The following is a 23568-nucleotide window of genomic DNA, read 5'->3' as shown; positions in this document are numbered from 1 at the left end:
GTGTTTTTTTTATACGACCCGGCGGGGGGGGCGGGGGGTGTCCCCGGGCCCCTCGGCCGTGCGTGCTCGCGGTGTTCCTACTTCAGCGCGCCCGCGGTGAGTCCGGCGACCACCTGGCGCTGGAAGACCACGTACGCGGCCAGCACCGGCAGCATCGCCATCACCAGGCCGGCGAAGAGGCCGGACCAGTCGCCCTTGTAGCCCTGGCTGACGGCCAGTTGCACCAGCCCCTGGGTCAGCACGCGCTCCTCCGGGTCGGTGTTGAGCACCGTCGGCAGCATGTACTGGTTCCACTGCCCCAGGAAGTTGAAGATGCCGACGCTGATCAGACCCGGTTTGGCCATCGGCAGCATGACCTGGAAGAACGTCCTGGTGTGCGAGGCCCCGTCCACGAACGCCGCCTCCGCCACCGAGGACGGCAAGGTGCGGAAGAACGAGGTCAGGAAGAACACCGTGAACGGCAGTGAGTAGGCGATGTACACCAGGATCAGGCCGTGGATGGTGTTCAGCAGCCCCATGTTGTTCACGACGTAGAACAGCGGCACCAGGGCCAGCATCACCGGGAAGCTCATGCCCCCGACGAACAGGTAGTAGAGGAACCGGTTGCCCGGGAACTCGAACCTGGCCAGCACGTACGCGGTCATCGACCCGAGGACCAGGGTGCCGATCAGCGACCCGCCCACCACCAGGATGGTGTTCAGGAAGTAGTCGGCCATGTTGGCCTCGGTCCAGGCCCGCGACCAGTTCTCGAAGTGCAGCTTGTCCGGGAGCGCCCACGGCGACCTGAAGATGGACTTGTCGTCCTTGAAGGAGGTCATGACCGCCCACAGGAGCGGCATCACCACCAGGATCGCCCAGACGATCAGGATGCCGTGCGAGAAGACGTTGAGGACCTGTCCCTCGGACTTCTTCCGGACACCGGTGCGCGGTGCGCGCGGCGGGGTCGCCCGCGGCGCGGGAACGGCGGGGGTGGGGGTCTCGGTGGTCTTCATCAGAACTCCAGCCGCTCGCGCCGGCCCAGCCGCATCACGATGGCGGCGAAGGCCAACGTCACGACGAGCAGGGCGACACCGATCGTGGTTGCGTAGGCGGCCTGACCGTCACGGAACGCCTTCTGGTACACGTACAGCACCATGACGGTGGTGGAGTAGTCGGGTCCGCCGGGGCCGACCGTCATGATCTGCACGACCGCGAACGACTCGGCTCCCAGGGCCAGGATGCCGATGTAGACCCAACCGGACTGGACGGTGTCCCACAGCAGGGGCAGCGTGATCCGGAAGAAGGTCGTGAACCGGCTGGCGCCGTCGAGCAGGGCCGCTTCGTACAGCTCCGACGGGATCGACGCCATGCCCGCCGAGAAGAGGACCACGAAGAATCCGACCGTGGACCAGACGAGGACCGCCATCACGCACCAGAGTGCGAGGTCCGGGTCGCCCAGCCACACGGGGAGGTCGTCCCCGTATCCGACGCCCTTGAGAACGGAATTGATCGCGCCGCTCTCGGGGTTGTAGGCGAACTGGAACAACAGGGCCACGATCGCGATGGAAAGGACCTGCGGGAAGAAGTAGACGATCTTGTAGAAGCCCGACCCGCGCACGCCACTGACCACCGGGCCGCCCTTGCGGCGTCTTCCACCCACATTGATCATAAAGGCGAAGAACAGCGCCAGGCTGAGCGTCACCAGCGGCAGCAGCAACGCGAACAACAGGCTGTGTTGCAACGATTTCCAGAAAATATCGTCGTCGAACATCCTGGTGTAGTTGTCGAAGCCGACCATCTTGAAGTCCGGGCTCAGACCTGTCCAGTCCGTGAACGAGTAGAAGATGGACTGGATGAATGGCCAAATGACGAAGAGTGCGTACAACGTCAAGGGGACCACGAGGAATCCCACGATGAACCGGTACTTACCGTGCTGCATTGCTACCGACCCCGATCTGCTAGCGGGTGCCGCCGCTGGTGACCCATGGCTTACTGGTGCTTGTAGTGCTTGATCGAGTCGTCCTTGGCCGTCGCGTCGGCGAAGTCCTGGATCTTCTTGATCGTCTCGGTCGGGGTGAGCTTCCCGGACATCATCAGACCGAGCGCGGCGGTGCCGATCTGCTCCTTCTGGAGCTGGACGTACCAGTCCTGGAGGCGCGGGTTCACCACGTTGTCGCCGGCGAGCTTCAGCGCCGCGACACCGGACTTCAGACCCGGGGTCAGGTCCAGGCCGTCGGTGCCGCCGTTGAGCGCGCTGAGCGACTTCACCTTGCCGGTGAAGTTCTTGGAGGACTCCTCGCTCAGCATGATGCGGAGCATCTCCATGCCGCCCTCGGCGTTCTTGGCCTGCTTCGGGACGATGAAGGGCTCGCCGCCGGACGCCCACATGGTGCCGAACGGCATCTTGTCCGAGCTGTCGATGCCGGTCGGCGCGGAGACGGCCAGGTTGAAGTCGGCCGGCATCGTCTTGGCGGCCTCGTTCTCGACCCACGAGCCGTTGGGGATGAAGAGCGCCTTGCCCTCGGTCCACGCGGTCTGCGACTGGATGTGGTCCAGACCCGCCGTGCCCTTGAGGATGTAGCCCTTCTTGTAGAGCTCGTAGTACGCCTCGAAGCACTCCTTGACCGCGGGGTGCTTCCACGCGTTCGGCTCGAGGTTGTCGATCGCGTCGAGGACCTGGCGGCCACCGCGCTTGCCGATCATCGGGTACAGCGAGAAGGGGAGGTAGTACGGGTGCTTGCCCGCGTACGTCCAGCCCGCCATGTCCTTCTTCTTGGCCTTCTTACAGACCTCCAGCATCTCGTCCCAGGTCTTCGGGTATTCCGCGTCGAGGGAGTCGAGGGCCTTCTGCGAGTACCAGACGCCGTACACGGTGTAGGCGTAGTAGAGGATCCAGACCTCGTCGCCGTCGAACTGGCCCATCTCGACGATGCCGGGCCGCAGGGTGTCGCGGACCTTCTTGTTCGGGTCGTCGACGGACGGGGCGTCCAGCAGCGGCCTCAGGTCGGCGAGCTGCTTCTTGCCGACCAGGACGCCCATGTCCATCTGCTCGGCGCCGGAGTTGTCGATGAGGTCCGGCGGGGTGCCCCCGTTGAAACGGGGCGAGAGCGTGGACTGGATCTTCTGCGTCGGAAGGAACTTGACCTTCGGCGCCCCGGAGAACTTCTTCTCGTAGATCTTGTTGGCGTCCTCGGCGTACTCCTTGCCGAAGCCACCGTCGAACAGGACGAATTCCAGCTGCGCCTTCTCGTTGACGGCCAGCGGGTTCTCGGCCGACTTCTTGCCCTTCTCGACCTTGTCGTCGCCGCCGCTGTCGCCACTCGCGCAAGCGGACAGGAAACTCATCGTGGGAACCGCGATCACGCCGATCGCAGCGGACCGCTTGATCAGATCGCGGCGGCCAAGGCCACCCTGCTCGTTCTGGGCGGAAGATCCCATGCTCAAGTCCTCGCCTTCTCCAGGACTCAGGCGGTGAACCGGACCCTCCCCGGCACCGCGGTGTGATGAAGCTGGGGTCGAACACAAAACCACGGGATCGGCTGGAATGCGCGGAACGGGCGTCCCCCAGACGCCACTGTCCCGCCTTCCCCCATCCCCCCGGTCGGTCCGCGGCTCGAAGTGCTGCGGACGCGCACAGGTATAGTCCACTTGCAGACACCCGGGCAAGATCGAATGCGAGTTTGGGCGCCAGTCTTTCCCTAGTTGAGACCTCACGGATATCAGCGCGGTACGCCACCACCCCACGTTCGTGCCCGACATGGGATGAATTCGCCATCGCGCATCCGATGACCTGATGAAATGCCCGCGCGACGCCCCCCGGGACCTCCGTCCGCCCCGCGACACAGGGGCAACACCCTTGCCGGCACCGGCCACTTGCCACGCTACTGTTCGTTGCGCAGCGCAATTGACAACGTTGTCTCCCTGCTGCGGAGGAGCACATGCGGCGTCGAATCCGGCACGGAACCCACCGAACCGCCGTAGCGGTCTGCACGGCCCTGCTGCTTCTGGGGGCCGCCGGACCGGGCACGGCCGACACCCCGCCCGACACCGCGTTCACGTCCTCCTTCGAAACCGGCCACCCCGCGCCCGACCGGCCGGACCCCGACGGCCCCGACCCGTCCGGGCAGCCGCCGGCCTCGGGGGCGACCCTGGAGTCCTCCGTCGACCGCGGTCCCGCCCGCTCCCCCACCGCCAAGACCCACGCCGGGTTCACCGGGACCGGAGCACTGCACTACCGGGGCGCGCACCGGACGGACGGACGGGCGCACGCCCGCCACGAGGTCTTCGACGTGGACGTCCGGGTGGGCCCGGACACCGAACTCGGGTACCGGATCTTCCCGGAGATGACCGACGGGGACCTCGACTACCGCGCGACGCGGGTCTCCGTGGACCTCGCGTTCACCGACGGCACCCTGCTGAGCCGGCTGGGCGCCCGCGACCAGCACGGCTTCCCGCTGAGCCCGCACGGCCAGGGCGCGGCGAAGGTGCTCTACGTCAACCAGTGGAACGACGTCGTCTCCCGGATCGGCGCGGTGGCCCGGGGCCGCACCGTCGACCGGGTGCTCCTCGCCTACGACGCGCCAAAAGGTCCGGGACAGCTCGGCGGATGGGTGGACGACCTGGTCCTGCGCACCGCGGGCGACCCGGCCGCCGACCCGCGCGCCCGTCCCTCCGACCTGGTCTCGACGGTCCGGGGCACGCACTCCAGCCGCGCCTACTCGCGCGGCAACACCTTCCCCGCGACGGCGGTTCCGCACGGCTTCAACTTCTGGACGCCGATCACCGACGCCGGTTCGCTGACCTGGCTGTACGACTACGCGCGCGGGAACGGCGCGGACAACCTGCCGACGCTCCAGGCGTTCGGCGCCAGCCATGAGCCGAGCCCGTGGATCGGCGACCGACAGACCTTCCAGATCATGCCGTCCACCGCGTCCGGCACCCCCGACGCCGGACGCAGGGCACGGGCCCTGGCGTTCCGGCACGAGAACGAGACGGCGCGGCCCCACTCCTACGGGGTGACGTTCGAGAACGGTCTACGGGCCGAGATGGCCCCCACGGACCACGCGGCGGCCCTGCGGTTCACGTTCCCCGGCGAGGACGCCAACCTGCTGTTCGACAACGTCTCGGACCGGGCGGGACTCACCCTCCGCCCGGACAGCCGCGAGGTCACCGGCTACTCCGACGTGCGCTCGGGGCTCTCGGCGGGGGCGACCCGACTGTTCGTGTACGGGGTCCTCGACCGGCCGGTGCGGCGCGCCGGCCCGCTGACGAGCGACGCGGGCGGCGAGGTCGCCGGTTACGTCCGCCTCGACGCGGGTCCCGAGCGCACCGTCACGCTGCGGCTGGCGACCTCGCTGATCTCGCTGGAGCAGGCGAAGGCCAACCTGCGCCAGGAGATCCCGGAGGGCACACCGTTCGAGGCGGTGCGGGCGGCGGCCCAGCGGCAGTGGGACGCGCTGCTCGGCCGGGTGCGGGTGAAGGGGGCGAGCCCGGAACAGCTGACGACCCTGTACTCCAACCTGTACCGGCTGTACCTGTACCCCAACTCCGGCTTCGAAACGGTGGACGGCTCCCCCCGCTACGCCTCGCCGTTCTCCCCGCAGCCCCGCCCGGACACCCCCGTGCGCACCGGGGCCCGGATCGTCCCGGGCCGGGTGTACGTCAACAACGGCTTCTGGGACACGTACCGCACGACGTGGCCCGCCTACGCGTTCCTCACCCCGGAACACGCCGGGCGCCTGGTCGAGGGGTTCGTGCAGCAGTACCGGGACGGCGGGTGGACCTCGCGCTGGTCGTCGCCGGGGTACGCGGACCTGATGACGGGCACCTCCTCCGACGTGGCCTTCGCGGACGCGTACCTGAAGGGCGTCCGCTTCGACGCGGAGCGCGCGTACGAGGCGGCGCTGAAGAACGCGACCGTGGTGCCGTCCTCGTCCGGGGTGGGCCGCAAGGGCATGGCCACCTCACCGTTCCTCGGGTACACCAGCACGACGACCCGTGAGGGCCTCTCCTGGGCCGTGGAGGGCTTCGTGAACGACCACGGCATCGGGCGGATGGCCCGGGCCCTGTACGAGCGCACGGGGCAGCGCAGGTACCGGGAAGAGGCCACGTACTTCCTCGACCGGGCGCGGCACTACGTGAACCTCTTCGACGCACGGGTCGGGTTCTTCCAGGGACGGGACGCCAAGGGCCGCTGGCGGCTGGACCCGTCGGCGTACGACCCGCGGGTGTGGGGCCACGACTACACCGAGACGAACGGCTGGGGGTACGCCTTCTCGGTGCCGCACGACACCCGGGGGCTGGCCAACCTGTACGGCGGCCGGGCGGCGCTGGCCGCGCGGCTCGACCGGTACTTCGCCACGCCGGAGACGGCCCGGTTCCCCGGCTCGTACGGTCGGGTCATCCACGAGATGACCGAGGCCCGGGACGTGCGGATGGGCCAGTACGGGCACGCGAACCAGGTCGCGCACCACGTGGCGTACCTGTACGACGCGGCGGGGCAGCCCTGGAAGGCGCAGGCGAAGGTCCGCGAGGTGTTGGCCCGGCTGTACACGGGCTCGACGATCGGGCAGGGCTACCACGGGGACGAGGACAACGGCGAGCAGTCGGCGTGGTACCTGTTCTCCGCGCTGGGGTTCTATCCGCTGGTCCTGGGCGGCGGGGAGTACGCGGTGGGCTCGCCGCTGTTCACCGAGGCGACCGTGCGCATGGACAACGGCCGCACGCTGGTGGTGCGGGCGCCGCGCAACAGCGCCCGGAACGTGTACGTGCAGGGCCTCACCGTCAACGGGAAGCCCTGGCGTTCGACGGCCCTGCCGCACGAGGTGCTGGCCCGGGGCGGGGTGGTGGAGTTCGCGATGGGGCCGCGGCCGTCGTCCTGGGGGACGGGTCCGGGGGCGGCGCCCGCCTCGCTCACCGGTGACGACCGGCGGCCGGTGCCCCGTGCGGACCTGTTGCGGGGCGCGGGGCCGTTGTTCGACGACACGTCGGCGACCTCGGAGCGGGTGCGGTCGGTCGCGTTGCCGGTCGGGCGGCGGGGCCGGGCGGTGCAGTACACGTTGACCTCCGCGGAGCGCGGCGGGGCGCGTGTCGGCTGGGTGCTTCAGGGTTCTGCCGGGGGCGCGGGGTGGCGGACGCTGGACCGGCGGGTGCGCGAAGGGTTCGCCTGGGGGCGGCAGCTGAGGGTGTTCTCCGTTCCCTCGGGGGGTTCCCCCGTCGCGTACGAGCGCTACCGCTTGGTGTTCGACCGGGAGGTCGCGCTGGCGGAGGTGGAGCTCCTGGGCTGACGCCTGCGCTGCTCCTGTGCAGGTGCGTTGTGGTTGCCCGCGTAGTTCCCCGCGCCCCTATCGGTGCGCCCCTGCCTGGGTGCGCTGTCCCTGTCCAGGTGCGCTGTGGCCTTGCGCAGTTCCCCGCGCCCCTGAGGGGGCACGCCTCGCCGTCGCCCATCCGCCCGCCCTCCGCGATACGCCCACCCGGGCGCCCCTTAGGGGCGCGGGGAACTGCGCGAGCAACCACCGCCCACCCGCACGGGGACAGCGCACGCCCGCCAGGGCGCACCATGAGGGGCGCGGGGAACTGCGCGGACGACTACCGCGCACCGCACGAGACAGCGCACGCCTGCCAGGGCGTACCCCAAGGGGCGCGAGCAACCACAGCGCACCGCACAGGACGAGCGCACGCCCGCCCAGGACCGCAGCCGGATACGACAGAGTGCCGCACCCCCGGGCGGAGTGCGGCACTCTTCCGCGGACTACTTGCGGATCAGCGAACGCAGCACGTACTGCATGATGCCGCCGTTGCGGTAGTAGTCGGCCTCACCCGGCGTGTCGATGCGGACCACCGCGTCGAACTCCACACCCGTGTCGGTGGTGACCTTGACGGTGCGCGGGGTGACGCCCTCGTTCAGCTCGGTGACACCGGTGAAGGAGAAGGTCTCCTCGCCGGTCAGACCCAGCGAAGCGGCCGTCGCGCCCTCGGGGAACTGGAGCGGCAGGACGCCCATGCCGATGAGGTTCGAGCGGTGGATGCGCTCGTACGACTCGGCGATGACGGCCTTGACGCCGAGCAGCGCGGTGCCCTTGGCGGCCCAGTCGCGGGAGGACCCGGAGCCGTACTCCTTGCCCGCGAGCACGACCAGCGGGATGCCCTGGTCGATGTAGTTGCGGGAGGCGTCGTAGATGAACGACACGGGGGCGTCGGCCTGCGTGAAGTCGCGGGTGTAGCCGCCCTCGGTGCCCGCCGCGATCTGGTTGCGCAACCGGATGTTGGCGAACGTGCCGCGGATCATGACCTCGTGGTTGCCGCGGCGCGAGCCGTAGCTGTTGAAGTCGCGACGCTGGACGCCGTGCTCCGTGAGGTACTTGCCGGCGGGGGTGTCGGCCTTGATGGCGCCGGCCGGGGAGATGTGGTCGGTGGTGACCGAGTCGCCCAGCTTGGCCAGCACCCGGGCGCCGGAGATGTCGGAGACCGGGGTGGTCTCCATCGTCATGCCCTCGAAGTACGGGGGCTTGCGCACGTAGGTGGACTCGGCGTCCCACTCGAAGGTGTTGCCGGTGGGGATCGGCAGCGCCTGCCACTGGGCGTCGCCCGCGAAGACGTCCTTGTAGGACTTGTTGAACATGTCCTCGCCGATGGCGTTGGCGACGACGTCGTTCACCTCGGCCTCGGTGGGCCAGATGTCCTGGAGGTAGACCGGCTTGCCGTCCTGGTCGATGCCCAGGGCCTCGGTGGTGATGTCGATCTTCATCGAGCCGGCGAGGGCGTACGCGACGACCAGCGGCGGGGACGCCAGGTAGTTCATCTTGACGTCGGGGTTGATCCGGCCCTCGAAGTTGCGGTTGCCGGACAGCACCGAGGTGACCGCGAGGTCGTGCTCGTTGACGGCCTTGGAGACCTCCTCCGGCAGCGGGCCGGAGTTGCCGATGCAGGTGGTGCAGCCGTAGCCGACCAGGTTGAAGCCGACCTTGTCGAGGTAGGGGGTGAGCCCCGCCTTGTCGAAGTAGTCGGTGACGACCTTGGAGCCCGGGGCCAGGGTGGTCTTCACCCACGGCTTGCGGGTGAGGCCCTTCTCGACCGCCTTCTTGGCCACCAGCGCGGCGGCGACCATGACGTACGGGTTCGAGGTGTTGGTGCAGGAGGTGATCGCGGCGACGGTGACGGCGCCGTGGTCGATCTCGTAGGTGGTGCCGTCGGGGGCCGTGACCTGGGTCGGACGGGTCGGCACGCCGTTGGTGGCGGCCGGGGCGTCGGACGCGGGGAAGGACTCCTTGCCCGCCTCCTCGTCGTCGGCCACGTAGTTGCGGACGTCCAGCGCGAACTGCTGGGCGGCGTTGGCGAGGACGATGCGGTCCTGCGGGCGCTTGGGGCCGGCGATGGAGGGGACGACCGTGGAGAGGTCGAGCTCCAGCTTCTCCGAGAAGTCCGGCTCGGCGGCCGGGTCCAGCCACAGGCCCTGCTCCTTGGCGTACGCCTCCACGAGCGCGACCTGCTGCTCGCTGCGGCCGGTCAGGCGCAGGTACTTCAGGGTCTCGTCGTCGATCGGGAAGGTCGCGGCGGTGGAGCCGAACTCCGGCGACATGTTGCCGATGGTGGCGCGGTTGGCGAGCGAGGTCGCGGCGACGCCCTCGCCGTAGAACTCCACGAACTTGCCGACGACACCGTGCTTGCGGAGCATCTCGGTGATGGTCAGCACGAGGTCGGTGGCGGTGGTGCCCGGGGTCAGCTCACCGGTCAGCTTGAAGCCGACGACGCGCGGGATGAGCATCGAGACCGGCTGGCCGAGCATCGCGGCCTCGGCCTCGATGCCGCCGACGCCCCAGCCCAGCACACCGAGGCCGTTGACCATGGTGGTGTGCGAGTCGGTGCCGACCAGGGTGTCGGGGTACGCCTGGCCCTTGCGGACCATGACGGTACGGGCCAGGTGCTCGATGTTCACCTGGTGGACGATGCCGGTGCCGGGCGGGACGACCTTGAACTCGTCGAACGCGGTCTGGCCCCAGCGCAGGAACTGGTAGCGCTCGCGGTTGCGGCCGTACTCCAGCTCGACGTTCTGCGCGAAGGCGTCGTTGGTGCCGAACTTGTCGGCGATGACGGAGTGATCGATGACCAGCTCGGCCGGGGCCAGCGGGTTGATCTTCGCCGGATCGCCGCCCAGCTCCTTGACGGCCTCGCGCATGGTGGCGAGGTCCACGACGCAGGGCACGCCGGTGAAGTCCTGCATGATCACGCGGGCCGGCGTGAACTGGATCTCCTGGCTGGGCTGGGCCTGCGAGTCCCAGCCACCGAGGGCCCTGATGTGGTCGGCGGTGATGTTCGCGCCGTCCTCGGTCCGGAGGAGGTTCTCCAGTAGCACCTTCAGGCTGTAGGGAAGGCGCGCGGAGCCCTCGACCTTGTCCAGCCTGAAGATCTCGTACGACTCGTCACCCACGCTCAGCGTGGCACGGGCGTCGAAGCTGTTCGCCGACACGACAGTCTCCTTCTTCATTGCGCGTCTACCGCAATCGCAAATCCTGCCGCCACGGCCTCTCGCCGATCCGCTAAGGTAAGGCTAAGTTAGGTTGACCTTACCGAGTTGGCGGCTGCGGTACACCTAGGCAGATATCTCGATGTCGAGATAACTCTAGTACATCGCGGCCGCTCGGTCATGCCCGGACCCCGGTTCCCCCCTGCCCGTCACCGTGCGCAGGGCACCGGGTACGAGGCGTTCCCGACCGGCGCCCCGGGCTCCCGCGCAGGAGCACCCCGTCATCCCCGCACCCCTGCGCGACCGCTCCCGCGACCCGGTGGCGACCCGCTCGGCCGGGCGACCGCCGCCGCGGGTTCCGGTCGGTATCCCGCCACTGGCGAACCGTCCCCTCCGCGGACGGCTAAAGTCCTGGTGCCGAGCACGAACGTCAGGGGGGATCATGCAAGCGCGTCTGGGGCCGCTGGAGCGGTACGCCGACGGAGGGGGCGGATGGATCATCGGGGACCCCAGGCAGGAGGGCGGAGCCTTCTTCGTGCTCCGGGCCGACGGCGCAGCCCACCGTGCGGCCGGGGCGCCGGAGCGGGTGGTCACCTGGGACCGGTTCCTCGATCTCGACACCCTGGTCACCTCCACCCGGGAGAGCCCCCGCCCGACCGGCGCCACCACCGACCTCGCCGGCGAGGTCCCCGCACCCGGTGCCGGGTCCTGCCTCCGGGCGACCCTGCGCGACCCCGACGAGAACTGGGTGGGGAGGTTCAGCCACCACGCACGGCTCTACACCGTGAGCGAGGTGCTGTTGGCGGGCGAACTACTGCGCCAGACCGTCGAGGCGGGGCACGCGGCATGGCTCGGCGACCTCGGATGGCTCGACCACACGGTCGGACGGCTCGCACCGCTGGAGCCCCGGACGAACCGGGCCGCCCGCCTCGCGGTGGCCGAGGTGCTCGCCAGCTGAGCCGGCGGAACGGGGGACTCCCGGGGGGAAGCACATGGGACTGGACGTCACCGTCGTCGTCGTGGACTGGCGACGGCTGGCGGACGCACCGCCCGGGCGGCGGCTGGCGCTCCTGGAGTCCGCGCTCGACGAGGACGCGGACCGGTGCCGCTGCGGTGCGCACTGCGCGGGCGGGCGGTGCGACGGGGGCGTCGGCTGCTGGGACTGCCCCGACTGCGCCGATCCGGACGCGGGGTGGATACCGCCGCGGGCCCCGGGGGAACCCTGGTACCTGGCCTACGAGTTCACACTGACCTGTGGCTCGTTCAAGCCGCACTTCTGGGCCGGCGAGCGCTGGGAGGAGCTGCGGGACGCCCCGGCGGCCCACCGGGTGCGCGGCGCCCTGGACGCCTTCCTCTCGGGTCTCCTCTGGGTGCCGCCCGGCGAGGAGGACACTCCGGAGCCCCTGCTCGCCGCGGCGCCCGACCGGCCGGGCGCCCCGCTCCTGGTCTCGGCCGCTCCCGGCGCCGTGGCACCGAGGGCGGACGCCTGGCGCCGGGCGGCACCGCACCTGTCGGATCTGCGCGCACCGTTCGACGCCCGGCCGGCCCGGCCGAACAGCTGGATGGAGACGTACGAGGAGTTCGCCCGGTTGGTGCGCGAATGGGGCGAGGTCGTGACGGCCGCGGAGCACCGCAGCTGGGGTGTGGTCGGGCTCGGTCGCTGACGCACCCGACGCTGACCGGAGTGCGCCGTGGCGGTCAGTCGCGGGCCCAGCGCTCGGTGAAGAGGCGCGCGGAGGGCGGCCCGCCGGGTAGCGGGTCCGTACCGGGGGCGCGCAGGCCCTCCAGGACCAGGGCCACGATGCGTCGCCGGGCCTGGCGCGCTTCGGGGAGGAGGTGGTCGCGGCCCTGTTTGCGGAGCTGGTCCAGGACGGGCGAGGTACCGAACTGTTCGATGAGGAGCGTCAGGTCCACCGCGGTGACGTCCGGACGCAGGGCGCCCGCCTCGCGGGCCCGGTCCACCAGGGCGCCGAACAACCGGTCGGAGCGCTCGCTCGCCTCCCGCATGGCCTCGGTGACCTCGATGGTCCCGGCGACGGGGCCCAGTGAGCCCTGGCCGAACTCGACACAGGTGACGACGAAGTCCGCGAGGCCGGACCAGGGGTCGGGGTCCGCGAGTCCCCGCTCGGCCGCCTCGGCCCAGTGCTCCACGGACAGTTGGCTGAGCCGCTGGAACAGCTCCTCCTTGGTCCGGTAGCGGCGGTAGAGGCTGCCGATGCCGACGCCCGCGCGCGCGGCGATCGCGGCGACCGAGGCGTGCGCACCCTCGGCGGCGAGCACCTCGCGGGCCGCCTGGAGGAGGGCACGGTCGTTGCGCTCGGCCTCCGCCTGGCGGGGGCCTCGTCGTTCGGAAGACGTCATACGGCCGCATCGTAATCGGCGGCGCGGCGGTGGTCCGTCGCGGCACCGACCCGAACCGCGGGCGCGTTCCAGGACCCGCGGACCGCAGGGGAGTTCGGTCGCTCCTGACGAACTCGTTCCCCGCACCCCCTTGCGGAGCGAATCGCTCCGCACCTAAGCTGACGTTCCAACCGGAGCAAAATGCTCCGCAGTTCGGAACCTGCGGACTGCCGGAGCCTCCACACCAAAGGGAGCAGAGCCATGACCGACACCCACCCGACGTCGACCCCCGGAACCGCAGGGGCCACCACCCCGGACCCGGCCACCCGGGAGGCCGACCTCGCCGCGATACGCCAGGTCGTCTCGGACGCCAGCACCCACCAGAGCGACCCCGAGCGCTTCCTCCCCCTGTACACCCCGGACGCGTCCGTCGTGAACTTCGGCGGACGGCGGGTACTCGGCCGGGACGCACTCGAACAGGCCATGCACGCCGCACTCGCCTCCCCCCTGGCCAAGGTCCTGACGACGGTGGAGATCCTGGACGTCCGCTTCGTCCGCCCCGACGTGGCGGTCGTGGTGAGCGTGAAGCACGTTTCGGACGAACGGGAGGAAAGCGAAGGAAAGCCGCTTCCCGGAACGTCCGGCTCCCTCACCCACATGCTGGAGAAGAGCGGTGAGCCCGACGCCCGCTGGAGGATCACCCACTCGCAGACCACGCCGATCCTGAGCTGACCCGCACCCGCCACCGGGGGCCGGCCCCTCCTCCCCGGCCGCCCCGGACGGCGCAAGCCCGCTTGCCGCACCCCCGACGCACCGCCGAAGATCGGGATCAAGAAGCGCCCGAATCCGGACGAGAACGGACGGACCGGGCACTGCGACCTTCAGGTCGATCCGGCCGGGTGACCCCGTCACCCATCCGCGGGCCCATCAACTCCGATGGCCCACCCTGACGGTAACTTCATCTCATATCTGAGATAGCCTGCGGCACATGGCAGACGACTACCTCGTACGCATCGGCAAGCTCATCCGTGACGCGCGACAGCATCGCGGCTGGACCCAGTCCCAGCTCGCCGAAGCGCTCGGCACAAGCCAGAGTGCCGTCAACCGCATTGAACGCGGGAACCAAAACATCAGCCTTGAGATGATCGCGCGCATCGGCGAAGCACTCGACAGCGAGATCGTGTCCCTGGGGTACGCGGGACCCATGCATCTGCGGGTGGTCGGCGGACGCCGTCTGTCCGGTTCCATCGACGTCAAGACGAGCAAGAACGCCTGCGTCGCGCTCCTGTGCGCCACGCTCCTCAACAAGGGCCGCACGGTCCTGCGCAGGGTCGCCCGGATCGAAGAGGTCTTCCGCCTGCTGGAGGTCCTCAACTCCATCGGGGTGCGCACCCGCTGGATCAACGACGGCGTCGACCTGGAGATCGTGCCGCCCGCCCAGCTCGACATGGCCGCCATCGACGCGGACGCGGCCCGGCGCACCCGGTCCATCATCATGTTCCTCGGTCCGCTGCTGCACCGCATGGACCACTTCAAGCTCCCCTACGCGGGCGGCTGCGACCTCGGCACCCGCACCATCGAGCCGCACATGATCGCCCTGCGCCGGTTCGGCCTGGACATCACCGCGACCGAGGGCCTGTACCACGCCGAGGTCGAACGGGACGCCCAACTCGACCGGCCCATCGTCCTCACCGAACGCGGCGACACCGTGACCGAGAACGCGCTGCTCGCCGCCGCCCGGTACGACGGCACGACCGTGATCCGCAACGCCTCCTCCAACTACATGGTCCAGGACCTCTGCTTCTTCCTGGAAGCGCTGGGCGTACGGGTCGACGGCATCGGCACCACCACCCTGACCGTCCACGGCGTGCCCACCATCGACGTCGACGTCGACTACTCGCCCTCCGAGGACCCGGTCGAGGCGATGAGCCTGCTGGCCGCGGCCGTCGTCACCGAGTCCGAGCTGACGATCCGCCGGGTGCCCATCGAGTTCCTGGAGATCGAGCTGGCGGTCCTGGAGGAGATGGGCCTCGACCACGACCGGTCCGCCGAGTACGTCGCCGACAACGCCCGGACCCGGCTCGTCGACCTCACGGTCCGCCCCTCCAAACTGGAGGCGCCGATCGACAAGATCCACCCCATGCCCTTCCCGGGCCTGAACATCGACAACGTCCCGTTCTTCGCGGCCATCGCGGCGACCGCGCAGGGCAAGACCCTCATCCACGACTGGGTCTACGACAACCGGGCGATCTACCTCACCGACCTCAACCGGCTCGGCGGCCGGCTCCAACTCCTCGACCCGCACCGGGTACTGGTCGAGGGCCCCACCCGCTGGCGCGCCGCCGAGATGATGTGCCCGCCCGCGCTGCGCCCGGCGGTCGTGGTGCTGCTCGCGATGATGGCCGCGGAGGGCACGTCCGTGCTGCGGAACGTGTACGTCATCAACCGCGGGTACGAGGAACTGGCGGAGCGGTTGAACTCCGTCGGCGCGCAGATCGAGACGTTCCGGGACATCTAAGGCACGAATGCCGCCGCACCCTTGCCGGCCCGCTGGAACGCGGGGCGGGCGGGGTGCGGCGGAACCCGTGGGACCGAACAGCGCGTCGGGGAACTCAGCCCTGGTCAGACCTGGGCGATCCGCACGACACACTTCCCCCGACTGGAGATCCCGCCATGAGCAGCATCACGTCGCCCTTCCCCGAGCAGATCGCGCTCTCGGGGGAAGGGCTCGTCCTCCGTCCGTGGACGGAGTCGGACCTGGCCGCGATGCCGGAACTGTTCGACCACCCCGACATCGCGTACTGGACGCCGATCGTCTCGCCCTTCGACGCAGCGGCCGCCCGGGCACGGCTGGACCGGAGCCGGCGGCTGCGGGCGGAGGGCACGGCCCTCCTGCTCGCCCTCACGGTCGACGGCGGCGCACCGCTCGGCGAGGTGATGGTGCGGCGGGCCCCCGAAGGTACGGAGATCGGGTACGCGGTCGGCCCCGCCCACCGCGGCCAGGGCCTGGCGGCACGGGCGGTACGGGTGATGGCCGCGTACGCCTTCGAGCAGTTGGGGGTGGAGCAGGTCATCCTGGAGCTGGAGGCCGAGAACGCCGCCAGCGTCGCCGTCGCCGAGCGGGCGGGCTTCGCACTGCTCGACGTTCCCCTGATCACGGGCGAGGACAAGGGGCGGTCCTACGCCTTGCAGACCTGGGGGTTGCGCCGCCCGTGACGCCGCCGCACCCCCGCCCGACCCGCGTGCCAGCGGGGCGGTCGGGGGTGCACGCCGGGGCGTGGGGTCAGACGCGGTCCGCGGCGATCAGCAGGTACTGGAACGAGCCGTCCCGGTAGGAGTTGATGAACGCCTCCTCGATCCCGGTGACCAGTGAGGAGGTGGCCCTCAGCTCCCAGTACGGCAGGGTCGCCTCCGTCAGGTCCACCACGGCCTGCGGGACGAGACGGTTGTCGGCCATGGCGCGCAGGTACTCCCGGCGGGAGTGGATGTTGCACTCGAAGTGCGCGTTGATCTGCGAGACCCACTTGGACGGCTGCCCGTAGACCGGGTTCCAGCAACCCGTGATGGTGACGTAACGGCCGCCGGGGGCGAGGATCCGCGCGTGTTCGGCGAACAGGTCGTGCAGGTCGACGTACATGCTGGACTCGTTGTTCCAGGAGGCCGCGGCCTGCCCGGTCTCGAAGGGCGTGTCCAGCATGTTGCAGACGCGGGCCCGTACGGACCCCTCGTAGTCGAGTTCGCGGGCGCGTCCGTTGGCGAAGTCGGCCTGCTTGGCCGAGAGGGTGACCCCTTCGACCCGGCAGCCGAAGCGCTGGTGCGCCATGACCATCGAGCCGCCCCGGCCGCAGCCGGCGTCCACGACTATGTCGTCCCGCTGGACCGGGCCGAGGTGGTCCAGCAGCACTTCGGCCTGGGCGGACTCCAGTCGGTGCAGTTCGGCGATCAGACGCTGCTCGTACCCGGGTGCGCCGGGGTCGCCGAGGGCGGCGCGGTCGACGTCGCCGATGCCGTAGTGGTGGTGGTAGAGGCCGTCGACGTCACCGAGCCGTAGGTTGACGGGCCTGGCCTCGTGGTTCCAGTAGCGGGCGATGTCGCCCTGGTAGGGCGTCGCGGGCGCGGAGACGAGGCTCTCGCGGGGGGTGGTCAGTTCGGGCGTGGTCACAGACGGTGTTCCTTCCTCACCAGAAGTCCGGCAAGCTGTAGCGGTAGGTGTTGTTCTGGTGCCAGTGGTGGTTGCCGTCGACCCACACGGCGACGCCGCGCAGGAAGCGCACCAGGGTGGGCAGGGGGCAGGCCGCGGCGAGGGCGGCCGATTCGGCCTCGAACGCGTGCATCAGCTCGTTGTGGACCTCGACCGCCTTGAGGTAGGCGTCCTTCTCGGTGCGTTCCTCGCGTTCGGCGATCACCACGGGCAGGTTCAGGTGCCGGCCCGGACTGTCGAGTTCCTTGGTGTAGGAGTAGAGGTCGTTCACGATGGTGGTGGCGTTGGAGGCGAGCGCGATCACCCGTTGGAGCTCCGGCCGGGCGTGCAGGTCCGCCGGGAGTTCGTAGCCTCCGACGGTGTCGGTGATGGTGGGGCAGGGGCGGAAGTTGTTGAACTGGCGCATCGCCAGGTACTCCCACACCTCGGGGACGTGGTCGGTCTGGTCCCAGGCCGCTTCGGCGAGGTACCCGAGGTGCAGTCGGGCCATGTCGTGCCGGAAGCGGTCCGCCTGGGAGGGCGTGGCCGCCCGGAGGAAGTGCTCCATCGCGGAGTGGTAGGCGCGCCGGGGCGCGTCCGCCCCGCGTGACCCCTCCCACGCCGGTGCGTACTCGCCTGCGGTGTGCAGCGGGTCGAGCACCGTGTGGGCCAGCAGCAGCCGGCCGCCGAGTCCGACGGGCGAGCCGCCGTGGTCCTCGCAGTAGCAGTCGTCGACCGCGTTCTCGGCCACCATCAGCCGGGCGGCGATCATCACGTGGTCGGCGGTCGGGGCGTCGGGGTGGCAGACGGTCATGTAGCGCCCGACGCCGAAGCCGTCGAACTCCTCCTCCCATTCGGGCGGGTACAGCTCGATCTCCCCGATCGCCCATTCCTTGATCCGACGGCTGACCTCCGCGGTGCGCACGGGGTCGGGCTCCGGTACGGGATGGTGGTACAGGCCCGGAACGGGGCGGCCCCCGTCGGCCGGTGCCGTGCGCCGTGCCGGGTGCAGCCCCGACGTGCCCAGACCGGTCGGGCCGCGCAGAATCCGGTTCAGCGCATCGGTGCTCATGGTCGCACCACTACTCCTCGCGTGAAGTGCTCTGTCGGGGGTGCCGGCGGGGGCCGGAGCCCGGCGCTGCGACTCGTGGCCCGACCGCCGCCGGGTCCGGGGCGGCCGGGCGGACGGACTCAGGCGCCGGTACGGGCGATCTGCACGTTCTCCAGCACGCCGAGCGCGTCGGGCACCAGGACCGCGGCGGAGAAGTAGGTGGTGACCAGGTAGGAGATGATCGCCTGCTCGTCGATGCCCATGAACCGCACGGAGACGCCGGGCTCGTACTCGTCCGGGAGACCGGTCGGGTTGAGCCCGATCACGCCCTGGTTCTCCTCGCCGGTCCGCATCACCAGGATCGAGGTGGTGTTCTCCTTGCTGATCGGGATCTTGTTGCACGGCAGGATCGGCACCCCGCGCCAGGCGGGAACCTGCTGGCCGCCGACGTCGACGTGGTCGGGGTAGAGGCCGCGGGAGTTGAACTCCCGGCCGATCGCGGCGATGGCCCGGGGGTGGGCGAAGAAGAACTTGGAACCGCGGCGGCGGCAGAGCAGTTCGTCGAGGTCGTCCGGGGTCGGCGGGCCGGAGTGGGGCTGGATCCGCTGGCTGAAGGCCGCGTTGTGGAGCAACCCGAACTCACGGTTGTTGATCAGCTCGTACTCCTGGCGCTCGCGCAACGCCTCCACCGTGAGCCGCAGTTGCTGCTCCGTCTGGTTCATCGGCTGGTTGTAGAGGTCGGCGACGCGGGTGTGGACCTTCAGTACGGTCTGCGCGAGGGAGAGTTCGTACTCCCGGGGGTTGAGCTCGTAGTCCACGAAGGCGCCGGGGAGTTCGACCTCGCCGCTGTGGCCGGCGGACATCGCGATCTCCGCCTCGCCCCGCTGGTTCTGCCGGTGTTCCGACAGGGCGCGGAACTCGTTCAGGTGCGCCTGGAGGGACGGTGATCCGGCGCTCACGGAGTCGAAGTCGGCGCGGGAGAGGGTGAGCAGGGTGCCGGCGGTCCTGGCGACGGCGGTGTACTCCCAGACGGCGTCCGGGTCGAGCAGCGCGTCCTGGCCGAACCGGTCGCCGTCCGCGACCACGCCGGTCACGTTCTCGTCGCCGTACGGGCCGGTGGCGATCTTCTCGATCCGACCGTGGGCGACCAGGTGGATGCGCTCGGCGGGGGCACCGCGCTCGGCGAGCACCTCGCCCGCACGGAAGTCGCGTTGGACGCACCGGCCCGCGAGGGCGGCCAGCACGGCCTCGTCCTCGAAGCCGCGGAGCAGCGCCAATTCACCGAGTTCCTGCGGGATGACCCGGACTTCGGCCCCGTCCTGGATGAATTCGATCCGGCCGTCGCCGACCGCGTAGGTCAGCCGGCGGTTCACGCGGTAGGCGCCGCCGGAGACCTGCACCCACGGGAGCAGCCTGAGCAGCCAGCGGGAGGTGATCTCCTGCATCTGCGGGACGGACTTGGTCGTGGTGGCGAGATTGCGGGCCGCCGCGGTACTGAGGCTGCTCTGGGGGCGCGGCTCTCCGGGCGCTTCCTGGCTGGTCTCCACGGTCACGGGCAGGGCTCTCCTTCAGGAGGTCGGGCATTGCGGTACACGCGCACGGCGGAGCGGAGGCGCGGCGGGGAAGTGGATGCGGAAGTGGGGCGCAGTGGGGGCGTCCCGAACCAGGAGAACCGTAGGCGCAGGCCCGCCACCTGGGCCATTGAGAGGCGTGATCACTCGCTCGATGAAGTGAACTTGTCGCATGAGACGTTTATCCGAGCCGAGACCCGTCACGCGCCCGATCGGTAGGGGTGAACCCCTGAGGGGTCTCCCGCCCCTCCGGCCGTGGGTGCCGTCGAGGCCGGTCGGTGCCCGGGGGTTGTCCGGAAGCCGTCGGGTGCCGTTGACCGGTGGGGGGCGTGACCGTACGTTCGGTGCGCGGCGCTCCGTCCGGTGTGGTCAGGGGGTTCCGGTACCGGGGAGAGGGGTGTGGCTTCTTCGTGCGCGTTCTGGTGACGACGACGGGCAGTCCGTCGCACGGCCGTGCCCAACTGCCCCTGGTGGGGGCGCTCGTCACGGCGGGACACCAGGTACTGGTGGCGACCACGCCGCCGCTCGCCTCCGTCTTCGCCCACGAGCGGGTCCGGGTGGTGGAGTGCCTGGCGGACCAGGTGCCCGGGTACCACGAGACACCGCGCCTGTTCGAAATCGCCGCACGCAAGGACCTGGACGAAGCCGAACGGCAACGCCTGATGGGGCGCGTGTTGGCCGGCGCGTTGACCGGGACGAGCGCACGGGAGATGCACGCGGCGCTGCGACCGGTCGTCGAGGACTTCCGGCCGGACCTGATCCTCCGCGACGGCATGGACATGAGTAGCGTGCTGACCTCGGAGCAGCTGAGCGTGCCGCAGCTGCCGACGCCTTCGGGGGCGAGCAACGTCCTCGACCCGGTGGACCTGTTGCCCGGGCTCAACGAACTGCGCGCCGAGAACGGGTTGCCGGTCCAGGACGACCCGCTGTCCTTGGTCCCGTACGGGCGGGTCGACTACGTACCGGCCGGGTACTCCTTCGCCCGGCACCTCCCCACGTCCCTCGCGTACCGGCAGACACTGACCGTGGGTCGCGGGCTGGCGCTGCCCCCGTGGGTGGTCGACCTCCCCGTGGACCGGCCCCTGGTCTTCGCCGCGCTCGGCACCGCGCTCCCCCATCTGCTGCGGGAGTCACAGGGGCGGGGGTCCGGTCGGTTGCCGTTCCCGATGCCCCACCCCGCGGAGACGATGCGGTCGATCACCCGGGCGGCGGCCCTGCTGGAGGACTGCACCGTGATCGTGGCCTCGGTGGGCCTGCCGGTGGAAGCGGGGGAACTGCCGCCGCACGTGCGGCTGGTCGAGTTCCTGCCGCAGCCGCTGCTGCTGGAGTCCGTCGACCTCTTCCTCACCCACGGCGGGTTCAACAGCGTCCGGGAAGCGCTGCGCACCGGCACGCCGATGGCCGTGCTCCCGCAGTTCGGCGACCAGTTCTCGAACGCCGAGCGGGTGGGGGAACTGGGGCTCGGCCGGCGGGTCGACGAGGCCACGCCGGAGGGCATCGCACGGGTCTGCCGGGCCGTGCTGGCGGACGCGGAGGTCTCGGCCCGCGCCCGTCGGGCCCGGCTGGCGATGCTGACCCTCCCCGAGGCCGAGCGCGCGGTCGGCGATCTGGAGCGGATCGCCGGCTGACCCGGATCGCCCGCGGAAACCCGTTGGCGCGGCGGCACCCGTTCCGGAACAGTGGGCGTCCATGTCCGTGAAGCCCTTGACCGGCCCCCTGTGCACGCGTGATTCACTCGCCGCCGACCTGCGGGCCCTGGGTCTCGCCCCGGGCGGGACCCTCCTCCTGCATGCGTCGCTCAGTTCGCTCGGCTGGGTCTGCGGGGGTCCCGGTGTGGTGGTGGGGGCGCTGCTCGACGTGCTGGGCGGTGACGGGACGCTGGTGGTGCCCACGCACACCGGCGACAACTCCGATCCGGCCGACTGGGAGAACCCGCCGGCTCCCGAAGCGTGGTGGGCGGACATCCGGGCCACGATGCCGGCCTTCGACGCGCGCAGCACGCCCGTCTTCGGGGTCGGGGTGATCCCGGAGACCGTCCGCAACTGGCCCGGCGTCGTGCGCAGTTCCCATCCGCAGACCTCCTTCGCCGCCGTGGGCCCGCGCGCCGGGGCGCTCGTGGACGGCCATGCGCTCGACTGCCGGTTCGGTGAGCGCAGCCCGCTCGCCCGGTTGGAGGAGGCGGGGGCGCGGGTCCTGCTGCTGGGCGCGGACTTCTCCTCCTGTACGGCGTTCCACCTGGCCGAGTACCGGATTCCCGCGCCGCAGGAGGACAACTCCTTCGCGGTGATGACCCCGCGGGGCCGGGCGTGGTCCACGGTGCGCGACACCGCGGTCTCGGCGGACCGTTTCGACGAGCTGGGGGCGGCCTTCGAGCGGGCCCGGCCCGTGGTGCGGGGCGCAGTGGGCGGTGCGCGGGCCCGGCTGTTCGACCTGGCCGACGCCGTCGCCTACGCCGAGTCCTGGCTGATCGAGCACCGGCCGCGCCCCGGCGGGTGACCGTGCCGGCGTCGGCAGGGGGTGTGACCAGGGGCGGAGGTGCGGGCTTCGCCCGGCGTTCGGCGGACGGGGGTCACCCCGTACCATTCATGAAGTTGACGGCCGGACCATCTGCGCCCCGAACGGACCCGCCTTGCACGAGTCATCCGCCCCCGCCTCCTGGCGCATCGCGCTGCCCCACTCCACCGCGGCGGTGCCGGTGGCGCGCGCGCTGGTGCGGACGGCGCTCGCCGACGCGGCCGACACCCGGGACACCGCCGACTGCGACACGGCCGAACTGCTCACGGCGGAACTGGTGGCGAACGCCGTCGAGCACACCTCGGGCGACGAACCGATCGAGTTGGTCGTGGCGCTGCTGCCCGGTGGCTGTCAGGTCGAGGTGCACGACCCCGATCCGTGTCCCCCCGGCAGTCTGACCCGCCCCGCGCTTCCGGAGCCGCCCGACCCCTGGCAGGAGCACGGGCGGGGCCTGCTGCTGATCCGGGCCCTCAGTTCGGCGTGCGGACACCGGGCCACCGAGTCCGGCAAGGCCGTGTGGTTCACCCTCTCCGCCGTGCCCCGGCCCCGCCACGCCCACTGAGCACTTCCCCCCCGGCGGACCGCGGAGAACTCCCTCCTTCGGGGGGAACGCCCCCGCCGAACTCCCCGTCCTGCTGTACGGAAGGCGCGGTGGATCACGCCGCGCCCACGTCCAGAGGGGGATTCCATGTCCAGTTCCACCAGGAGCGCCGCCACCGTACTCGCCGCGTCCGCGCTCATGGCTGCGGGCCTCACGGTCACCGCGGCGCCGGCCAGCGCCATCCACGGCGGGAAGAACGCCACGACCGGCACCCACCCGTACGCCATGCAGCTGAGGACCGCGGGCGGTCAACACGTGTGCGGCGGCACCCTCGTGGCGCCCACCAAGGTGCTGACCGCGGCGCACTGCGTCAAGGACGTCGACGCGGCCCGCAAGCTGAAGGTCGTCGGCGGGCGCACCACCCTCGCCGCCACCAACGGCACGGTCCGCGGGGTGGCCGACGTGACGCTGCACCCGCAGTACGACGGTTTCCTCGGCCGGGACGCGGCCGTGTTGACGCTGTCGGCGCGGATGCCGTACCGGTCGCTGCCGGTGGCGGGTCCGCGGGACAACGCGCTGTACGCGCTGGGGAAGACCGCGACGACGGTGGGTTGGGGGCAGACCGCGCGGGACACCTCGGCGACCCGGCTCAAGTCGGCGGTGCTCAAGCTGGCGTCCATCAAGACCTGCGAGCCGTTCACCGGTCCCACCGACACCCGGGCGCTGACGGTGTGCGGGGCGCCCACCGCGGGCACCAAGGACAGCATCTGCCGCGGTGACTCGGGCGGCCCGCTGATCGCCGGCGGCAAGGTGATCGGCATCGTCTCCACCGGCAACAAGTACTGCGACGACGTGCACCCCGACTCGGTGTTCACCCGGGTCAGCGCCGTCGCGGCGGACCTGGGCCTGTCCACCTCCTGACCCGGAGGG

Annotated in this window: 18 protein-coding genes; 10 read left to right on the top strand and 8 right to left on the bottom strand. The window is 70.6% G+C overall.

Annotated features, from left to right (window positions below; genetic code table 11):
* Positions 1–77 precede the first annotated feature (77 nt).
* Genes ACFWIA_RS03045 through ngcE form a run of 3 tightly spaced genes read right to left on the bottom strand, consistent with a single transcriptional unit; the run spans position 78 to position 3417 of the window.
* A complete protein-coding gene (locus tag ACFWIA_RS03045; protein ID WP_386999833.1) occupies positions 78–992 on the bottom strand; it encodes a carbohydrate ABC transporter permease in 915 nt (304 codons plus the stop codon).
* The gene (locus tag ACFWIA_RS03040) at positions 992–1918 is read right to left on the bottom strand and encodes a carbohydrate ABC transporter permease (protein WP_386999831.1); all 927 of its coding nucleotides are present in this window, start codon (positions 1916–1918) and stop codon (positions 992–994) included. Before ACFWIA_RS03040 ends, ACFWIA_RS03045 begins: the two co-directional genes overlap by 1 nt.
* Before the next feature lie 50 nt (positions 1919–1968).
* Positions 1969–3417, bottom strand: a complete 1449-nt coding sequence (gene ngcE, locus ACFWIA_RS03035; RefSeq protein ID WP_386999830.1) for an N-acetylglucosamine/diacetylchitobiose ABC transporter substrate-binding protein — start codon at positions 3415–3417, stop codon at positions 1969–1971.
* A 500-nt stretch (positions 3418–3917) separates the two neighbouring features.
* Between ngcE and ACFWIA_RS03030 the strand changes: the two genes are divergently transcribed.
* Positions 3918–7265, top strand: a complete 3348-nt coding sequence (locus tag ACFWIA_RS03030) for a GH92 family glycosyl hydrolase (RefSeq protein ID WP_386999827.1) — start codon at positions 3918–3920, stop codon at positions 7263–7265.
* Between the two features lie 464 nt (positions 7266–7729).
* On the opposite strand, the gene acnA is transcribed toward ACFWIA_RS03030, so the two are convergent.
* A complete protein-coding gene (gene acnA / locus ACFWIA_RS03025) occupies positions 7730–10444 on the bottom strand; it encodes an aconitate hydratase AcnA (RefSeq protein WP_386999825.1) in 2715 nt (904 codons plus the stop codon).
* Between the two features lie 439 nt (positions 10445–10883).
* On the opposite strand from acnA, the gene ACFWIA_RS03020 reads away from it, so the two are divergent.
* On the top strand, positions 10884–11399 hold the full coding sequence (locus ACFWIA_RS03020) for a hypothetical protein (RefSeq protein WP_385488115.1): 516 nt from the start codon (positions 10884–10886) through the stop codon (positions 11397–11399).
* Positions 11400–11433: 34 nt separating this feature from the next.
* Positions 11434–12105, top strand: a complete 672-nt coding sequence (locus ACFWIA_RS03015; protein WP_386999823.1) for a hypothetical protein — start codon at positions 11434–11436, stop codon at positions 12103–12105.
* A gap of 34 nt (positions 12106–12139) precedes the next feature.
* Here the strand turns inward: ACFWIA_RS03015 and ACFWIA_RS03010 are convergent, their stop codons facing one another.
* Positions 12140–12802 (bottom strand): TetR/AcrR family transcriptional regulator, encoded by a 663-nt coding sequence (locus ACFWIA_RS03010; RefSeq protein WP_386999821.1) that lies wholly within the window; start codon positions 12800–12802, stop codon positions 12140–12142.
* 240 nt (positions 12803–13042) lie between these two features.
* On the opposite strand from ACFWIA_RS03010, the gene ACFWIA_RS03005 reads away from it, so the two are divergent.
* The 3 genes from ACFWIA_RS03005 to ACFWIA_RS02995 all read left to right on the top strand — a co-directional run bounded on the left by ACFWIA_RS03005 (position 13043) and on the right by ACFWIA_RS02995 (position 15997).
* Positions 13043–13513, top strand: a complete 471-nt coding sequence (locus ACFWIA_RS03005; RefSeq protein WP_386999819.1) for an SgcJ/EcaC family oxidoreductase — start codon at positions 13043–13045, stop codon at positions 13511–13513.
* A 256-nt stretch (positions 13514–13769) separates the two neighbouring features.
* Positions 13770–15299, top strand: a complete 1530-nt coding sequence (locus ACFWIA_RS03000; RefSeq protein ID WP_385488127.1) for a helix-turn-helix domain-containing protein — start codon at positions 13770–13772, stop codon at positions 15297–15299.
* A gap of 155 nt (positions 15300–15454) precedes the next feature.
* Positions 15455–15997 carry a GNAT family N-acetyltransferase gene (locus tag ACFWIA_RS02995; protein ID WP_386999816.1) on the top strand — a complete coding sequence of 181 codons (543 nt, stop codon included), beginning with the start codon at positions 15455–15457 and terminating at the stop codon, positions 15995–15997.
* Between the two features lie 67 nt (positions 15998–16064).
* On the opposite strand, the gene ACFWIA_RS02990 is transcribed toward ACFWIA_RS02995, so the two are convergent.
* The 3 genes from ACFWIA_RS02990 to ACFWIA_RS02980 all read right to left on the bottom strand — a co-directional run bounded on the left by ACFWIA_RS02990 (position 16065) and on the right by ACFWIA_RS02980 (position 19565).
* Positions 16065–16943, bottom strand: coding sequence for a geranyl diphosphate 2-C-methyltransferase (locus ACFWIA_RS02990; protein WP_386999814.1), 879 nt, complete (start codon positions 16941–16943; stop codon positions 16065–16067).
* Positions 16944–16959: 16 nt separating this feature from the next.
* Entirely contained in the window at positions 16960–18033 is a 1074-nt protein-coding gene (locus tag ACFWIA_RS02985; protein ID WP_386999812.1) for a family 2 encapsulin nanocompartment cargo protein terpene cyclase, read from the bottom strand.
* 119 nt (positions 18034–18152) lie between these two features.
* Complete coding sequence (locus ACFWIA_RS02980; RefSeq protein ID WP_386999811.1) at positions 18153–19565, bottom strand: family 2B encapsulin nanocompartment shell protein; 1413 nt, start codon at positions 19563–19565, stop codon at positions 18153–18155.
* Positions 19566–19993: 428 nt separating this feature from the next.
* On the opposite strand from ACFWIA_RS02980, the gene ACFWIA_RS02975 reads away from it, so the two are divergent.
* From ACFWIA_RS02975 to ACFWIA_RS02960, 4 genes are all read left to right on the top strand, one after another.
* Complete coding sequence (locus ACFWIA_RS02975) at positions 19994–21211, top strand: glycosyltransferase (RefSeq protein ID WP_386999809.1); 1218 nt, start codon at positions 19994–19996, stop codon at positions 21209–21211.
* A 61-nt stretch (positions 21212–21272) separates the two neighbouring features.
* Entirely contained in the window at positions 21273–22079 is an 807-nt protein-coding gene (locus ACFWIA_RS02970) for an aminoglycoside N(3)-acetyltransferase (RefSeq protein ID WP_386999807.1), read from the top strand.
* 133 nt (positions 22080–22212) lie between these two features.
* The gene (locus ACFWIA_RS02965; protein WP_385488142.1) at positions 22213–22659 is read left to right on the top strand and encodes an ATP-binding protein; all 447 of its coding nucleotides are present in this window, start codon (positions 22213–22215) and stop codon (positions 22657–22659) included.
* A 126-nt stretch (positions 22660–22785) separates the two neighbouring features.
* Positions 22786–23559 (top strand): S1 family peptidase, encoded by a 774-nt coding sequence (locus ACFWIA_RS02960; protein WP_386999806.1) that lies wholly within the window; start codon positions 22786–22788, stop codon positions 23557–23559.
* Positions 23560–23568: the final 9 nt, after the last annotated feature.

Source organism: Streptomyces sp. NPDC127068 (assembly GCF_042724695.1).
GTDB lineage: Bacteria > Actinomycetota > Actinomycetes > Streptomycetales > Streptomycetaceae > Streptomyces.
Note: the sequence above shows the minus strand (reverse complement) of the source record. Positions and strands in the feature narration are given on the sequence as shown.

Bases quoted from the DNA above. Each gene is read 5' to 3' on its own strand.
- ACFWIA_RS03045 (WP_386999833.1), bottom strand. From the start codon at position 992: ATGAAGACCACCGAGACCCCCACCCCCGCCGTTCCCGCGCCGCGGGCG.
- ACFWIA_RS03040 (WP_386999831.1), bottom strand. From the start codon at position 1,918: ATGCAGCACGGTAAGTACCGGTTCATCGTGGGATTCCTCGTGGTCCCC.
- ngcE (WP_386999830.1), bottom strand. From the start codon at position 3,417: ATGGGATCTTCCGCCCAGAACGAGCAGGGTGGCCTTGGCCGCCGCGAT.
- ACFWIA_RS03030 (WP_386999827.1), top strand. From the start codon at position 3,918: ATGCGGCGTCGAATCCGGCACGGAACCCACCGAACCGCCGTAGCGGTC.
- ACFWIA_RS03020 (WP_385488115.1), top strand. From the start codon at position 10,884: ATGCAAGCGCGTCTGGGGCCGCTGGAGCGGTACGCCGACGGAGGGGGC.
- ACFWIA_RS03015 (WP_386999823.1), top strand. From the start codon at position 11,434: ATGGGACTGGACGTCACCGTCGTCGTCGTGGACTGGCGACGGCTGGCG.
- ACFWIA_RS03010 (WP_386999821.1), bottom strand. From the start codon at position 12,802: ATGACGTCTTCCGAACGACGAGGCCCCCGCCAGGCGGAGGCCGAGCGC.
- ACFWIA_RS03005 (WP_386999819.1), top strand. From the start codon at position 13,043: ATGACCGACACCCACCCGACGTCGACCCCCGGAACCGCAGGGGCCACC.
- ACFWIA_RS03000 (WP_385488127.1), top strand. From the start codon at position 13,770: ATGGCAGACGACTACCTCGTACGCATCGGCAAGCTCATCCGTGACGCG.
- ACFWIA_RS02995 (WP_386999816.1), top strand. From the start codon at position 15,455: ATGAGCAGCATCACGTCGCCCTTCCCCGAGCAGATCGCGCTCTCGGGG.
- ACFWIA_RS02985 (WP_386999812.1), bottom strand. From the start codon at position 18,033: ATGAGCACCGATGCGCTGAACCGGATTCTGCGCGGCCCGACCGGTCTG.
- ACFWIA_RS02970 (WP_386999807.1), top strand. From the start codon at position 21,273: ATGTCCGTGAAGCCCTTGACCGGCCCCCTGTGCACGCGTGATTCACTC.
- ACFWIA_RS02960 (WP_386999806.1), top strand. From the start codon at position 22,786: ATGTCCAGTTCCACCAGGAGCGCCGCCACCGTACTCGCCGCGTCCGCG.